The 14,618-nt window shown below is 43.8% G+C and carries 16 protein-coding genes and 1 pseudogene; 10 read left to right on the top strand and 7 right to left on the bottom strand.

The genetic code is table 11. The annotated features are described in order from the left end of the window. The first annotated feature begins 307 nt into the window (after positions 1-307). Positions 308-958, top strand: coding sequence for a response regulator transcription factor (locus RIG27_RS20355; RefSeq protein ID WP_446348151.1), 651 nt, complete (start codon positions 308-310; stop codon positions 956-958). Between the two features lie 202 nt (positions 959-1,160). On the opposite strand, the gene RIG27_RS20350 is transcribed toward RIG27_RS20355, so the two are convergent. Next, entirely contained in the window at positions 1,161-1,772 is a 612-nt protein-coding gene (locus RIG27_RS20350) for a hypothetical protein (RefSeq protein WP_446348149.1), read from the bottom strand. Between the two features lie 214 nt (positions 1,773-1,986). Then, positions 1,987-3,180, bottom strand: a complete 1,194-nt coding sequence (locus tag RIG27_RS20345; RefSeq protein ID WP_446348147.1) for a DNA double-strand break repair nuclease NurA — start codon at positions 3,178-3,180, stop codon at positions 1,987-1,989. Positions 3,181-3,459: 279 nt separating this feature from the next. Between RIG27_RS20345 and RIG27_RS20340 the strand changes: the two genes are divergently transcribed. The 3 genes from RIG27_RS20340 to RIG27_RS20330 all read left to right on the top strand — a co-directional run bounded on the left by RIG27_RS20340 (position 3,460) and on the right by RIG27_RS20330 (position 5,099). Then, the gene (locus RIG27_RS20340) at positions 3,460-4,356 is read left to right on the top strand and encodes a hypothetical protein (RefSeq protein ID WP_446348145.1); all 897 of its coding nucleotides are present in this window, start codon (positions 3,460-3,462) and stop codon (positions 4,354-4,356) included. Between the two features lie 61 nt (positions 4,357-4,417). Continuing rightward, complete coding sequence (locus RIG27_RS20335) at positions 4,418-4,666, top strand: hypothetical protein (RefSeq protein WP_446348143.1); 249 nt, start codon at positions 4,418-4,420, stop codon at positions 4,664-4,666. Between the two features lies 1 nt (position 4,667). Beyond that, complete coding sequence (locus tag RIG27_RS20330) at positions 4,668-5,099, top strand: sulfotransferase family 2 domain-containing protein (RefSeq protein WP_446348153.1); 432 nt, start codon at positions 4,668-4,670, stop codon at positions 5,097-5,099. A 58-nt stretch (positions 5,100-5,157) separates the two neighbouring features. On the opposite strand, the gene RIG27_RS20325 is transcribed toward RIG27_RS20330, so the two are convergent. The 5 genes and pseudogenes from RIG27_RS20325 to RIG27_RS20305 form a co-directional block, all read right to left on the bottom strand. Further along, positions 5,158-5,943 carry an HAD family hydrolase gene (locus RIG27_RS20325; RefSeq protein WP_446348141.1) on the bottom strand — a complete coding sequence of 262 codons (786 nt, stop codon included), beginning with the start codon at positions 5,941-5,943 and terminating at the stop codon, positions 5,158-5,160. Between the two features lie 186 nt (positions 5,944-6,129). After that, positions 6,130-6,449, bottom strand: a pseudogene (locus RIG27_RS20320) (DUF5615 family PIN-like protein). Beyond that, positions 6,446-6,739, bottom strand: a complete 294-nt coding sequence (locus tag RIG27_RS20315) for a DUF433 domain-containing protein (protein WP_446348139.1) — start codon at positions 6,737-6,739, stop codon at positions 6,446-6,448. The pseudogene RIG27_RS20320 and the gene RIG27_RS20315 overlap by 4 nt, the downstream one beginning before the upstream one ends. A 62-nt stretch (positions 6,740-6,801) precedes the next feature. Continuing rightward, positions 6,802-7,014 carry a hypothetical protein gene (locus RIG27_RS20310; protein WP_446348137.1) on the bottom strand — a complete coding sequence of 71 codons (213 nt, stop codon included), beginning with the start codon at positions 7,012-7,014 and terminating at the stop codon, positions 6,802-6,804. Between the two features lie 55 nt (positions 7,015-7,069). Then, on the bottom strand, positions 7,070-8,389 hold the full coding sequence (locus RIG27_RS20305; RefSeq protein WP_446348135.1) for a D-alanyl-D-alanine carboxypeptidase: 1,320 nt from the start codon (positions 8,387-8,389) through the stop codon (positions 7,070-7,072). 244 nt (positions 8,390-8,633) lie between these two features. Here RIG27_RS20305 and plsX point away from each other — a divergent pair, with 244 nt between their 5' ends. The 6 genes from plsX to psbM all read left to right on the top strand — a co-directional run bounded on the left by plsX (position 8,634) and on the right by psbM (position 14,373). Then, a complete protein-coding gene (gene plsX, locus RIG27_RS20300) occupies positions 8,634-9,719 on the top strand; it encodes a phosphate acyltransferase PlsX (RefSeq protein WP_446348133.1) in 1,086 nt (361 codons plus the stop codon). Positions 9,720-9,833: 114 nt separating this feature from the next. Next, positions 9,834-10,832: a beta-ketoacyl-ACP synthase III gene (locus RIG27_RS20295; protein ID WP_446348131.1), complete on the top strand. Its 999-nt coding sequence runs from the start codon at positions 9,834-9,836 to the stop codon at positions 10,830-10,832. A 6-nt stretch (positions 10,833-10,838) separates the two neighbouring features. Continuing rightward, complete coding sequence (locus RIG27_RS20290; protein WP_446348129.1) at positions 10,839-11,705, top strand: oxygenase MpaB family protein; 867 nt, start codon at positions 10,839-10,841, stop codon at positions 11,703-11,705. 199 nt (positions 11,706-11,904) lie between these two features. Continuing rightward, positions 11,905-13,371, top strand: coding sequence for a DASH family cryptochrome (locus tag RIG27_RS20285; protein ID WP_446348127.1), 1,467 nt, complete (start codon positions 11,905-11,907; stop codon positions 13,369-13,371). Positions 13,372-13,783: 412 nt separating this feature from the next. Further along, positions 13,784-14,080, top strand: a complete 297-nt coding sequence (locus RIG27_RS20280) for a 2Fe-2S iron-sulfur cluster-binding protein (protein WP_446348125.1) — start codon at positions 13,784-13,786, stop codon at positions 14,078-14,080. A 176-nt stretch (positions 14,081-14,256) separates the two neighbouring features. Continuing rightward, entirely contained in the window at positions 14,257-14,373 is a 117-nt protein-coding gene (gene psbM, locus RIG27_RS20275; protein ID WP_006101355.1) for a photosystem II reaction center protein PsbM, read from the top strand. The last annotated feature ends 245 nt before the right edge of the window (positions 14,374-14,618 follow it).

Here is a 14,618-nt window from a genome sequence, read left to right as displayed (position 1 = left end):
AATGTAGAGCGAAAGTCTTACGCCAAGTGGCAAGACTTTCAGGTGTGGGCATTGTGGATGGTGTGGAGATGCTGATTTCAATGGAGCCAATAATATTGCACTTGTGGGGCTGTCTATAAACCAGCCTGGAGGCACGGGGTTATCGTGCAAGCTAAGCCGAACTATTAAGTCTGTTCAGCGTTCGACTGAGCGCTCACGCCGAAGTCTTAGCTTGTTTGATGACTGAGCGGGCTACTAAAAACCCAGACCTCAGCTCTTAGCAGGTCTGGGTAGTTTATCTAACCTTCCGAATGACCAGTATCAACGTATGAAAGACAACGGTGTCAGAACTAACAAGCGACTGCTGCTGATTGATGATGACCCTAATCTGATTTTGCTCGTTAAGGACTACCTCGAGTTTCGCGGGTATGACGTAATCACGGCAGAAAATGGTCGAGAGGCGATGGACGTTCTCGCTCAAAACATTCCTGATATGATCATTTGTGATGTGATGATGCCAGAGATGGATGGCTATGCCCTGGTTGAGTATGTTCGCCAAGATCCGCGCATGAACTGGGTTCCTGTCCTATTTCTCTCGGCTAAGGGACAAAGCAATGATCGGGTGAAGGGACTCAACACTGGCGCTGATGTTTACATGGTCAAACCCTTTGAGCCAGAAGAATTGGTTGCTCAAGTTGAATCGTCTCTGAGACAAGCTAGCCGCTTAAGCACTCGCCCTCAAACGCCTGGAGGAGAGCCACCATCTAACCTTAAGGTTCCTGCAAATGTGGAATTGACACCAACGGAACTGAAGGTTGTACAGTTTGTCGCACGCGGGTTGGCAAATCGGGAAATTGCCAAGGAGCTTAATGTAAGCCAGCGCACGATTGAAAGCCATGTGTCTAATATGCTGGGCAAAACCGGATTACATAACCGTACTGAATTGGCGCGTTGGGCGATTGAAAGTAGTCAGGCTTAGTTGTCATTGGTCATTTTATGAATTAAACCAAAGTCCCAGGGTGTAATGCTTGTAGGTTGGGTTGACCAAGGAAACCCAACTGATCAAGCGATTAAGCTAGGTTTTCTTCAAATCAAGCCAATCGCCCCAAACATAAGGAAAATTTATCACCTTATGTACGGGAGAGCAAAATAAACTTCTCTACCTGGGTTATTGTCCAAGATTAACCCACTAATTGCAACCCAGCATGTTTGACAAAGGCATACCAATCTTGATTGAAACCTTTAAATTCAACGTCCTTTAGGGTAAATTTTATGTGAGAATCTTCAATTGGCAACGATACCATATTATAGGCATCAGGTTTATTGGTTAGTAGCACCAGTTCAGTACCTGCGGGAATCGGTTGCATAGCATTTGGACTGAGATACATCGATTGAACAGGGGCACGCTTAATTACAGTATCCACGTTAAATACAATTTTGAGTAATCCCCCTTCAGGTGGCAAGGTTTGTCGGTAAACCATCATTTTTACAACATCTTTTTCTATTTGCTTCGAGAGCATCTGCGCCACCGTTTCTGTTGGTCTCAGGGGTTCTTTGGTGATTTGAACATGATCAATAAACGCATACCAATTTAAACTTCTACCCTGAAACCCAATATCCTGGAAACTGATCCGAATATGTCGGGTAAGATCGGGGGGCGCGTAGGATTGTAGAACTAATAATGTGCTGGCAGGAATCGGCTGGAGTTTATAGCTTGGCAGTAAACTGGATTGAATGGGTTCTTGTTTAAGAATTGTATCTTGGGTAGACAAGATTCGGACTAAGCTAACCATAGTTTGATAGTTCCTTTAATTGTAATTTTTCATTTTTAAAATTATTCTCGCTCTTAACACTTGATCGGGGCGGGTTTAGTCGCATCTGGGTGAGGCAAGAAACTTTAATAGTGAAACCCGCCCCTACACACGCGCCAGGTTTCCTTGAGCGAAGCGAAGGGTCATGCGCCATACCCTCGTCGTGAAGGGTCAAAACTATTCTCTCCCTCCCTGTTTAAGAAATACTGCCACGCTTGCGGGCTTCTTTGTAGGATGTTCCCACATTTTGTAACCCAGCGCGAATCATTTGCTGTTCTAATAGGGTAAAAAAGCGGACGCGATCGCCGCCTCGAACCACAGCCTGATTATGGGCTTCTGCTATAGCAATGGGATAGCCATAGCCTTTGTAAACTTGTGCCAACATTAAACTTAGGGCTTGATTGAATAACATAGTATCCTGTGCTACCCATTCTGGAACCTCGACGCGGGCAATTTCTGTACCAACGTGAACATAGCAGAAGTAAATCCGGTGATGATCGTATAGATCCAAAATTCGCACCGAACTGCGAAATAAAGGACTACGTTGTCCGGGTTCAAGTAAACTCGACCAGAGCATCGTATCACGTAAGGGTTCAACCACCTGACAAGGCAATTTCTCGGTAACAGGGGCGCAATGGTTGAGACAGTTGGGGGTGTCATAAGGACAGGCTTGTAACCGAAGAAAATGCAGGGCTTCATTGCTGCGAGACGCACTCAAATAGCCCATCAGCGGCACATTCACCGATCGCAATTGATCCCAAGCGGCGAGAATCGGGGGTAGGATGCGATCGCGGGCTTCTGTGGGTAAGGACTCCAGAAACCAGTAAATCAGAGATCCATCCACCATCGCCAGATTGGGAATATCAAAGTGAGAACCGGGCGGATTGACCCAACGACACGCCATTTCTGCCAATACCGATACCTCAGACACAGTGCGACGATACCCCATCCATTCTTCGGTACGAATCCCCCATTGGCGAGATATGTATAAATCTTCGGGTCGGTAAAAGACTTCGGGTAAGCTATCCAATAGGGGGTGTAAACTCTGCCCATAGTGCAACATCACCCGACCGACATTAATTAAATAACAATAGGCGATTTCGTGATGGGAGGGGGACATTTGAGACCCATCGGTGGCAAAAATCGTGTGGCTTTCGGGCGGGGAGTCCAGATCAAGGCGAGTATCCAGAGGTTCGACGGGAACAGCCGCTGTGAAGTTTATGCGATCGCGCCATTGCTGGTGGGATTGAATTAACTCATCTTGTCGGCGATTAGTCTCCAGCAGCAGCTTTTGCGCCAGTTCCCAGCGGTGGCGACTTGCCAGCGCCTCCCCTTTCAGATGCTGGCTAATTCCAGGGATTTGTTTCGCGAGTTTCGTGAGATCGAGCATGGGATTACATTCCTGCATCTATAAAAGTTGGCAATATTTTTGATTTTTTTAATAACCTTACAAATGATAACAATAACTTTCGTTGCTATGTCAATATCACAAATTTTATATTCTTTAGTAGTCTAGAGTACTTTTATGAAGAAGTATTGATTTTGTTATTTATTTGATGACAAGTGATAATTTTTTCAAAATTACATTTCCTTGACTTAATTGCTACTAATGCCGTAGATTGAAATTGAATGGCATATAAACCTGCTCAATTTTTGGGAATAAAGAATCATGAAAGCAATAGTATTAACTTGCGACAAAAACATGTTTATTGTGGATCATATGATACACACTTACCAAAAATTTTGGTATAACAATCCTTTTGTTTTTATAGTTCCCTATGGAAAATATGCTCATAATTTACATGAGAAGTATGGGAAAAAAGTTGAGTTAATTGAAACAGAATCAGAGAAACTATTTTACCCTATAAAAACAGATAAAGGAACTAAAAAAGTCAGCTTAATCAAGAAAACTGTGTTAAGTTTACTAGAGAATATACCTGATGAAGAATGGATTTACTGGTGTATAGATGATAAATACTTGATTCAAATAAAACCAGAAAAAGTAATTAAATTATACCTATGGATTAAGAATATACAAGATTTGAGTATAAGTGGTATATGTTTTTGCCGAGGATTTCCTTTAGCCAATAATCAAAATCTAAAACTTGATAGTAAGATTTATAGCCCAGATGGGGAAGTATTTCTAGAACGAAAAAACTATGAACAAATTTTTTGTCATCAATTTGTTAGAGCAAAAGTTTTGAAAACCCTTTTTGCTACCTTCCCAGATAGACCGTTTTTTCCCAAAGAAATGGATGATTTTCACAGACAAGTAAAAATTCCCAACAATCAAAAACTTTATGTCATAAAAGAAAATAACATGGTCAGTTTTGGTGAAAGCACAATTGCCGGAAAATTAACTTTAAATTGTACTCTTAGTTTTCAAAAACATAGATTTGAAATTCCCCAAAATTATGAAATTTCAGACAGAAGAATGATATTTGGTGAATTGCCTATAACCTTGTGGGGTAAAAAAATAGTCTTGCCTGAGTATTTGAAGAAGAATCAACATAAATTTGATGGTCAATATATAAAGTACAAAATTAAAAAATTATTGGCTCATTAAGATAGCTAATTGCTAACTTCACAATAGATAGTATAGTGTATTTTAATTTTAAATTCAGGCTATGATTCACAAAATTTATAATAAGATTGAACTTCATCAAGCAATCTATCAACTGAAAAAGAATGGATTTTGGTTTGTTGATATACCGAGAACATCATCAAGTAGTATCAAAATTGAACTCACCCATGTATACGGAAAAGTATATGGGAAACAATATTTAATAGAAAAAAACTATCCTATTAAAAAATCACCTTTCAAAGACCATTTGACTGCTATTGAAATGAAGCGGATTTTAGGAGAAAAAATATGAAATTTTTACTTTTACTTTGGTTATGAATCCTTGGGACAGGATGGTTTCGTTCTACCTTTATAGAAAAAAAAGAGGCAATTTACCTGACGAAGTAAGTTTCAGAGATTATATTCTTCAATTTAATAGTCCACGATATAAACGTGCCAAATCGCTACATTCACTGCCTTTTTATTATTATGGATTAGCAGAATATATCTTAGACAAAAATGATAAAATTATTGTTGATTTTGTTGGTAAATACGAAAGTAGAGAAACAGATATTAAAACTATTTCACAACGTTTAGATTGTCCTAGCCTCGGTCATTTATGTTTGCAAAAAGCAAAACCATTAGAGATGCATTATTCTCAATTTTATGATGAAGAAACCAAGAATATTGTTGGACGAGTATTTGCTCAAGATATAGAGTTATTTGGATATAGGTTTGAATCATAGCCGGAGCAACTGTTCATACTTAGAAAAAAATAAAATTTCTCCTAGCTTTTTAAGCAGATTAAGACCAAGCTGAGAAATCCTGACTAAACTCGGACAGAGACAATAACTGAATTCTTGGATGATGGCGAACCTCGTCTCGGTGCGCTGCTGTGTTATAGCCCCAATCTGCTAAATACAGTCTCACCTGAGCTAAGTCTGATTGTTGTGCTACTGATAGTAGGGTATTTAACCGATCTTCGACAAACCAGAGACTTGCAGATTCATCTGTAAAGTCTTGTATAAGTTGTCGTAGTGTTTGGTGTTTGGGACGTTTAATTTCTTTGCCGATAATTCTATCCTCTGATAGTTCGATACCTTGTTGTTGTAATAATTGCTTGGCAAAACGCCCTTCTTTAGTGGTGACAATAAATAAGGGCGTTGGCGTTTCTAATATACTCTGTAGGCGCTGAATAACTCCAGGATAAAAGCGGTGCAGTGCTAACCAACTCTCTAAATCACTCGTAATCCATTCATCACGAATTTGATCCAACTGTTGACCCAAGTTTTGTGGCTGCACTTTTTCGGAGTCAATACATTGATGTAAAACAGTTGACCAATCTTGTAAAATCTGGGTTTCTGAAACACCTAACACTAAAACTCGAACTAAAACAGGCATTTCCCACCCCGTTTCAATCACAGGGCGCAAGCGGTAAAATTTGTCAGCGATGTCTGGCGGGGGTGTTGTGTTTTCCGGTTGCCAAATTTTGCAGTAGGTACGCCAAGCGGTTTGGAAATATTCCAGCAGTCCATCACAGATAACGCCATCAAAGTCGAGGGCGAGAATAGTGGGCGCATCGGTTGACATAAAGTTATCTCAATGATGAATAATGATCTATAGCAGTCCTAAATAGGTCGCAACAGATATAATAGTAATAATAACATCCCTAGTAAAAGACACTAAATTAACATTATAGATGAACTAGCTGATTTTATCAATCACTTCAATATAAAGGCAGACAACGTTACTTAAAAACTGAATAAAAAAAAGAAACTACACATACAAAACCTGGTTAAAAACTTCATCGGCTGTCAGTGAGCAATCTCATAAGCATTATTTTGAGGTGTTACAATAATACCCGAATGCTTTTGTCCTGTTTTGATGTAGCTCAGGTGTAATCTTTCATAATCCACTCGATTATGGGTCAATAGACATCGCTCCTCTGAAGCAGCATAAGCTAATTGTTCCTCATCAGAGTAACCTGTCATCTCAGCCTCAATCGTTGTGAGGACATCCAGACCTCTAGCTCTTAGAAGAGTGGCAACCAAATTAGCAATATCCTCATCAGTGTAGAGTGACGCAAAGATTTTCATTCCGCTTTCAACGCTTGGCGAACTGCGGGATGAATCAAGTTATCAGGGACGTGGTTTTGCTCAATATACTCATTGATTTCAGCCTGGTTATCCAAATAAAAACTCAGGGCATCAAAAACTTGAGCCAGGGTAAGCTGAGGATACTGTGTCGGAATTTCTTCAGGAGGAGTCCCCAATCGCCATAAGCCGACGATGACTCGTACCGATATGCGAGTCCCGGTGATAATGGGTTCACCGCTTAAAATCTCTGGATTGCGAGTGACATATCTGGAAACGGCTGTAGTGGTCATCAATAAAAGCCCATAAGGGATAACTCGTTTTAATTGTAGAGCAATATTGTTCTACCCAGACTCTACCTCAAACCTTGCTCGAATCGCACTAATCCATCCAGAATTACTGAAACGAATATACCGTCTGTCACCGCTTCTAAAAACCTAGACAAATCTACCCATAAGTAATTCTGTCTTGGTATAAGTCCACGGTGTAACTTTTGGTCGATAACCCCTTCAGGGAAAACGGACATAAACAAATGACGAACTCCACCGCTAGCTTTTATTGTGTCCACCTACTGTTCAAGGGTGTTAGCGCTCCAACAGGGCAAATTTTCAGTGCCATTGCTCTTAATTGGCAACAACTTTATTGCGCTTGGGATCACCAAGTTTGGAACGAGAGAGAGCGGTTTTCGGATTGAGGCTGGGTTGATTACCCCAATTTTGGGTAAGCTTGTCCAACAGTTGGTCTTGCTGTTGACGAAATTCCCAGATGTTATTGCCCCCATTAATAATCGCAAACCAAACCCGATCGCGCTCTCGCGTAGGCATTACCCCAGCCAAAGCACTCACCTGGCGTAGGGTTCCGGTTTTCATTGCGGTTCCCTCTGGCAGGTTGCGAGCATAGATTGTCCCGTTTTTATCTCGCCCAGCTAGGGGGAATACATCAATTACACCTAAGTTATGGGGTGTTAATAATTTTTCCAGGGCGATTAGCATCGCGGTAGCCGCACGGGGAGAGATTTGGTTTTCTGTTCCTAACCCTGATCCATTAATCAGTTGAATTTCGGCTTCCGGTACATTCGCTAACGTAGCGGCTTCTTTGGCAACTACCTCAGCCCCACCAACGGCATCGGCTAAAATCTGAGCCATGCCATTGTTACTGTAGATATTCATTTCTCGGAGGATTTCCGCCAAGGGTAGGGATTGGTGACGTAATAGTATCCTGGTGTTATCAGGTGGAATTTTTACTGTTTTGACTTGACCACTGATCACCAGTTCAGGTTTGGGGGTTCCCGGAGACATTCTGCCATGGTGACGGATAACAGAACGAGACCAGGTTTTGCCATTTAATCCTATCCTTAGTAGCTCCCCCGATCGCGTCGGATTTTCTTCGTAGTTGAGATGAAACTTGCCTACAATGACTAAATTGCCATTGACGCGGCGAATCCCAAGCCGATTAAGACTGTTCCCCAGCCCGATCGCTTCCTCCCACACAAAAAGCGGATCACCTCCGCCTTTAATCACCAAATCTCCCTCTAATACACCATCCCGGATATCACCTGTCGCCCCCACTTGGGTTTCAAATTCATGATCGGGTCTCCATTGACTTAACGTGACCAATGTGGTAGCAATCTTGGTCAATGAAGCCGCAGGGCGAGGAATTTTACCCTGATGTTCTGCTAGAACATTCAGCCCGGATTGTATCCAGATGCCTTGATTGTCTGGGAGTGAACCCTTATTTTTTAGGTCTTGGAGATATTGATTAATCGTGGCTTCAGCGTTCGGGTCAGGCTTGGGCAAAGTAAACAAGGCAGTGTCTTGCCAGGACAGGGATTGGACAGTCTCAACCTGATTCCAATCCAACGTGGCAGCCTGCATCCCCACAATCTTGACCAATAACGCGGCTATCGATGAAGCAATCAATCCAGCACCAATTCGTTGTAACATTACCGTTTCTCCTCCACGGTGCTTTATTGTACGAATTGGATGGCACCGATGAAAAGGTTTCTTCAAGGGTTTTTTTCTCAGGATGAAGCCTCCTACTAGAGTAGGATGAATAGTAGTCTACTATGATGACATGAAGGCAAGATACAGTTTCCGCATCTATCCCACTCCGGGTCAGTTACAGCCGGGGGAGGATGTCAAGTAACGGCTTCTGTTAAAATCTTTAAGGTTTCTATCTCTTTGTGCAATGGCATCTCGCGAACGGATCGCAATCGACGCGATGGGAGGGGATCACGCTCCCTCAGAAATTGTGGCTGGAGCTATCCGAGCCCAAGCAGAGTTGGGCGTAGAGGTTATATTGGTTGGCGATCCTCAAGTTATTGAAGCGTCCCTGAAAGAACACAGCAGTCTTTGCCAGCTAGAAATAGCCCCGGCGGAAGACGTAATTTCCATGGAAGAGGAAGCCTTGGTGGCGATTAAGCGCAAACCCAAGGCGTCAATCAACGTGGCGATGGATTTAGTTAAAACCAAGCAGGCACAAGCTGTGGTGTCGGCAGGTCATTCTGGCGCCGCTATGGCAGCAGCATTACTGCGTTTGGGACGGCTCAAGGGCATTGATCGCCCAGCGATTGGTGCTGTGTTCCCCACTCTAATTGCTGGAAAGCCAGTGATTATTCTAGATGTGGGTGCAAATGTGGATTGTCGTCCCAAATATCTGGAGCAATTTGCGGTGATGGGGACGGTATACAGCCAATACGTGCTGGGAATTCCCGAACCCAAAGTCGGGTTGCTCAATATTGGTGAAGAAGACTGTAAGGGGAATGATTTAGCAATTCGGACTCATCAACTGCTACAGGACAATCCCAGAGTTGCCTTTCTGGGTAATGCTGAAGGGAGAGATGTACTCTCAGGGCAGTTTGATGTGATTGTCTGTGATGGCTTTGTCGGCAACATCTTACTCAAGTTTGCCGAAGCGGTGGGAGAAATCGTCTTACAAATTCTGCGGGAGGAATTGCCCCAAGGCTTACATGGTCAACTGGGAACGGCGATTCTCAAGCCGAATCTGAAGCGGATTAAGCAGCGTATCGATCATGCTGAACATGGGGGTGGGTTGCTCTTGGGAGTGGATGGAGTCTGTATTATTAGCCATGGTAGTTCTCAGGCACCGTCTATTTTTAATGCGATTCGCTTGGCAAAAGAAGCGATTGATAATCAGGTGCTGGAGCGTATTCAGTCTACTCAGATCAAAGCGGCGAAACAATCGGTAACCCGGAATATGGGTAGTGAACCGTTAGATGTGACCAATGAGCCATCAGAGGATGCGACAGGTTAGGGTGGTGCTATCCACCTAACACTGGGTAACTGTGGACAACGCAGTCATTTGGTGACGGATAGCCAGTCTACGCAGCAGAAAGTGAATTGGCAGTTTCTTTGATGGAGAATCATTTTGAATCAACTAGGCACAGGGATTGCGATTACCGGGAGTGGTTCGGCGACACCCGATGTTGTTTTGGATAACCATCAACTCAGCCAGATAGTTGAGACATCAGATGAGTGGATCACCACCCGCACAGGCATTCGTCAACGGTGTCTAGCTGACGCTAAAGCCAGTTTGAGTGGGTTAGCAGCCCAAGCGGGGAAGCGGGCGATCGCGATGGCGGGAGTTGAGCCGGATCAGGTACAGCTGATTATCTTGGCAACGTCTACACCGGATGATCTGTTTGGTACGGCGAGTCAAGTTCAGGCGTTACTCGGCGCATCTAATGCGGTGGCGTTTGACCTCACGGCGGCTTGTTCTGGCTTTGTGTTTGGCTTAGTCACGGCGGCTCAGTTTATCCGGACGGGAGTTTATCAGACTATTCTATTAATTGGTGCGGATATGTTGTCTCGCTGGGTGGATTGGTCCGATCGCGGCACCTGTGTGTTATTTGGAGATGGTGCGGGGGCTGTGGTGTTGCAGGCAAATGAGCGCGATCGCTTGTTGGGATTCCAAATTCGCAGTGATGGCACTCAAAATAATTGTTTAAAGTTGGCTTACATACCACAATTCCAGCAACTTGTCAAGGAAATTGAGGTCGGACAAGGGAATTTTGCCTCGATTACCATGAACGGCAAAGAAGTCTATCGATTTGCCGTGCAAAAGGTGCCAGAAGTAATTGAGAAGGCGCTATTTCAGGCAAATCTCACCGCAGATGATGTAGACTGGCTGCTATTGCACCAAGCCAATCAACGGATTCTGGATGCAGTGGCTCGACGGTTGAAGATTCCCAGCCATAAGGTGTTGAGTAATCTGAGTCAGTATGGGAATACATCTGCGGCTTCGATTCCCTTAATTTTAGATGAAGCCGTGCGATCGCAAAAAATTCAACCCGGTGATATTATTGCCAGTTCCGGTTTTGGGGCGGGATTAACCTGGGGTGCGGCTATTTTTGAATGGGGGCGATAAAAGGTTATGAATATTTGGAATCGCAACCAACGTCTTCAGTATATTCAGCAACTCAACCCCATTACTGACCATAGCCTAATTTGTCGCCTCGTCGCTGGCTACGAATTTCCGTGGGATATCACCCGTGCGTTGGAATTAGCCATACTGAAAACGTTCTGCGTTTCCAGTATTTCTCGACTGCTTAATAACACCGGAGAATTTCATCACCATACTCAAAAGCGTTACGATGATACAGGTTTACTGATTGCCGAGATTCTCCAATGGGGTTACGACAGTGAACGGGGTGCAGCCTCGATTCGGAGGATGAATGCGATTCATGGGCATTATCCGATTAGCAATGACGATTTTCTCTATGTGCTTTCAACCTTTATCTATGAGCCAATTCGCTGGAATGAACGCTTTGGGTGGCGGTTATTTTGTGAACAGGAAAAGCTAGCGATATTTTATTTTTGGCAAGCGGTAGGGGAGAGGATGCAGATTCGAGATATCCCCTCGACTTATGAGGAATTTGCCCACTATAACCAGAAGTACGAACAAGAAAATTTTGTTTATTCTGATAGTAATCGTACTGTCGGAGAATCAACGATTAGTTTATTCCTAAGCTGGTTTCCGGCTTTGAGTCATCCTCTGCTGAAACCAGCTATGTATAGTTTATTCGATGAGCGAATGCTAGCGGCATTTGGTTTTGCTAAGCCTTCTAGATTTATGGTAACTGTTGCCCAAAATAGTCTCAAGTTGCGGGGATACTGGCAGCGCTGGCTTTTACCGAGAAGAAGGTCAGATTTCTTTACAGAGAGTCAATTGAAAAGTTATCCTCATGGGTATCAGTTAAAGGATCTTGGACCCACTTGGATGCTGGATAAACTTGAGTGAAATTGTAGGGGATCTAGGCTTGCGCTCAAAGATTATTGACTTATTCTTATACCATTTATCTTATAGTTTAGTCCGCGTAGGCGGACTTAGTTTGTGTAGCTGCGATTTTAATCGCCATAGCAAAAAGGAGGTTACTCAGAGCCAGAGTTAGATTTCGGGTAATCTGAATAAAGGACAATTACACGTTCCATCAACTGCTGTGAGTGAAAAACGCATTCTCCTCTGGTATCGCAATGACTTGCGCTTGCATGATCACGAACCCCTACATCAGGCGCTGCAGACAAAGGCGCAGGTGATTCCCCTCTACTGCTTTGACGATCGCCTATTCCAGACGACATCCTTTGGATTCCCCAAAACCGGGGCATTCCGCGCCCAATTCCTGGTGGAGAGTGTAGCCGATTTGCGAGAGACTGTGCGATCGCGTGGCAGTGATTTACTGGTGCGCCGGGGTTTACCTGAGCAGATGATTCCCATTTTGGCAAAAGAACTTGGTATCACTGAGGTTTACTTTCACCAAGAAGTTACCGCCGAAGAAGTCGCCGTAGAAACTGCACTCAAACAAGCCTTATCTGAGATTGGCATCACCGTACAAACCTTCTGGGGAAGTACCCTCTACCATCCCGACGATTTACACTTAAATCTATCAAAACTTCCCGAACTCTTTACCAATTTTCGTAAGCAAGTCGAGAAAAAATCCACAATTTATCCCACCTTTCCCACTCCCAAACATTTACCGTCTCTCCCCTCTGTAGAAGTGGGTGAATTGCCTCAACTCGCTGATTTTGAACTAGAACCCCCTATCTTTGACGAACGGGCGGTGTTACCATTCAAAGGGGGAGAAACCGCCGGATTAGCCAGACTCAAAGATTATTTATGGAAAAAAGACCGTCTCAAAGTTTACAAACAAACCCGCAATGGTATGTTAGGAGCCGATTACTCCTCTAAATTTTCGCCCTGGCTCGCCTTGGGGTGCTTATCGCCACGTTTTATTTATGAACAGGTTCAGCAATATGAACAGGAACGAGTCAAAAATGATTCAACCTATTGGTTGGTGTTTGAGCTAATTTGGCGAGACTTTTTCCGATTTATTTGTGCCAAGCATGGAAACCGAATCTTTCGCCAATCGGGGTTGCAAGGTATCCCTATTCCTTGGAAAGAAGACTGGGATCGCTTTACCCTTTGGCAGCAAGGAAAGACAGGTTTTTCCTTAATTGACGCCAATATGCGGGAACTTGCCGCCACTGGATTTATGTCCAATCGGGGACGACAAAATGTTGCTAGTTTTCTCACCAAAAACCTAGGAATTAACTGGCAAATCGGCGCTGAGTGGTTTGAATCCCTGCTAATTGACTACGATGTTTGTAGCAATTGGGGCAACTGGAATTATACGGCGGGAGTTGGGAATGATGCTCGTGGGTTTCGTTATTTCAATATTCAAAAACAGGCGAAAGATTATGACCCTCAAGGTCACTATGTCAAACATTGGCTCCCAGAACTGGACTCCTTACCCGCCGCTAAAGTACACCAACCCTGGACATTAACCCCAGCCGAACAACAACAGTTTGGGGTGAGACTGGGTGTAGATTATCCCCATCCGGTTGTAGACTTGATCAAGTCGGTTAAAGCCAACGAAAAAATTTACAACGCCGCCTTGAACCGTCGATAACATTGGCGATTGGGAAAGAGGTGTACTACGCAAGGTTATACTTCGCACGGTCAAATTTGTCATTCTGAACGGAGCGATAGCGGAGTGAAGAATCTCACGACTATATTACGCTGTACTTCACTAAGCTCTGCATGACAAAAGCTCAGTTTGTGACCGCTAACAGTATAACAAGCGTCAAATCCTAACTGTTCCCTGTTCCCTGTTACACACCGAGCGAAGCCGAGGTGTTCTCTGTTCCCTTGTCCCCATGCTTCACTTTCATTGTGTCCGACAACTTACACCATTTTACCCCACGACTATCATGAGAATTCGTTAGCCTAGAAAAAGGTCAAGTCGATGTGAATCAGAGGATTAAGTATCCTGAGTGCAAATTCTTCTAGGATATATCAGGAGTGACGTAGCGGAGAACTAGATGGCTAATATCAAATTTGTCAAGGAAGACCAGGAAGTTATTGCAGCAGATGGAGCGAACTTACGGGAGAAAGCCCTGCAAAACAAGATTGACCTGTATACCTTGAAAGGAAAGTTGATGAACTGTGGAGGCTATGGTCAATGTGGCACCTGCGTTGTCGAGGTTGTCGAAGGGATGGAAAATCTCTCACCTCGAACTGAGGTAGAACAGCGTAAACTCAAGAAAAAACCGGAGAGTTACCGATTAGCCTGCCAAGCCTTGGTCAATGGACCAGTCAGCGTGAAAACTAAGCCCTGAAGCGGCGAGGAGCAGGAAGAACAGGGGAAGCAATACACAGACGTGATGACAGAAGCGTCTAGGAGCAGGGGAAGTAATGTAGCTGATTAATATTTGCTCTCAAGCTGCACGATTGGCAGAAGCCAATGATATTCTAAGAATAGCGGTTCACAACCAATTGTAGAGGCACTATTTCAATGCAAGTTAATGAGTTAGGGTTCGTTGCCAGTCTTCTGTTTGTGCTGGTTCCCACAGTTTTTTTGTTGATTCTGTATATCCAGACAGCTAGCCGAGAAAGCAATAAAAATTCTTAGCATTGGCTGTCTACCCTCCGCCCATGAGCTCCCCGACTTCTTCAAGAAGTCGGGGAGCTGACACTCAATCTGGTGTGTGGACTAACAACAGGGGACAATTCGTATAGTAAACTACCTACACCAAGTCGGAGTACCGACTATGGAGTAGGCTTTTAGTAGCCCTGTACCAAACCCTTATAAACTAGGTTGGAAGTAGAGACGCGCCATGGCGCGTCTCTACTTTACGACGTAGTTCACACGATAGG

The sequence above is a fragment of the Coleofasciculus sp. F4-SAH-05 genome (assembly GCF_040222985.1).
Taxonomy (GTDB): Bacteria; Cyanobacteriota; Cyanobacteriia; order Cyanobacteriales; family Coleofasciculaceae; genus Coleofasciculus; species Coleofasciculus chthonoplastes.
Note: the sequence above shows the minus strand (reverse complement) of the source record. Positions and strands in the feature narration are given on the sequence as shown.

What these genes read in the sequence shown, in the direction of transcription:
- RIG27_RS20355 (WP_446348151.1), top strand. Translation starts at nt 308, where the DNA reads ATGAAAGACAACGGTGTCAGAACTAACAAGCGACTGCTGCTGATTGAT.
- RIG27_RS20350 (WP_446348149.1), bottom strand. Translation starts at nt 1,772, where the DNA reads ATGGTTAGCTTAGTCCGAATCTTGTCTACCCAAGATACAATTCTTAAA.
- RIG27_RS20345 (WP_446348147.1), bottom strand. Translation starts at nt 3,180, where the DNA reads ATGCTCGATCTCACGAAACTCGCGAAACAAATCCCTGGAATTAGCCAG.
- RIG27_RS20340 (WP_446348145.1), top strand. Translation starts at nt 3,460, where the DNA reads ATGAAAGCAATAGTATTAACTTGCGACAAAAACATGTTTATTGTGGAT.
- RIG27_RS20335 (WP_446348143.1), top strand. Translation starts at nt 4,418, where the DNA reads ATGATTCACAAAATTTATAATAAGATTGAACTTCATCAAGCAATCTAT.
- RIG27_RS20325 (WP_446348141.1), bottom strand. Translation starts at nt 5,943, where the DNA reads ATGTCAACCGATGCGCCCACTATTCTCGCCCTCGACTTTGATGGCGTT.
- RIG27_RS20315 (WP_446348139.1), bottom strand. Translation starts at nt 6,739, where the DNA reads ATGACCACTACAGCCGTTTCCAGATATGTCACTCGCAATCCAGAGATT.
- RIG27_RS20305 (WP_446348135.1), bottom strand. Translation starts at nt 8,389, where the DNA reads ATGTTACAACGAATTGGTGCTGGATTGATTGCTTCATCGATAGCCGCG.
- plsX (WP_446348133.1), top strand. Translation starts at nt 8,634, where the DNA reads ATGGCATCTCGCGAACGGATCGCAATCGACGCGATGGGAGGGGATCAC.
- RIG27_RS20290 (WP_446348129.1), top strand. Translation starts at nt 10,839, where the DNA reads ATGAATATTTGGAATCGCAACCAACGTCTTCAGTATATTCAGCAACTC.
- RIG27_RS20280 (WP_446348125.1), top strand. Translation starts at nt 13,784, where the DNA reads ATGGCTAATATCAAATTTGTCAAGGAAGACCAGGAAGTTATTGCAGCA.
- psbM (WP_006101355.1), top strand. Translation starts at nt 14,257, where the DNA reads ATGCAAGTTAATGAGTTAGGGTTCGTTGCCAGTCTTCTGTTTGTGCTG.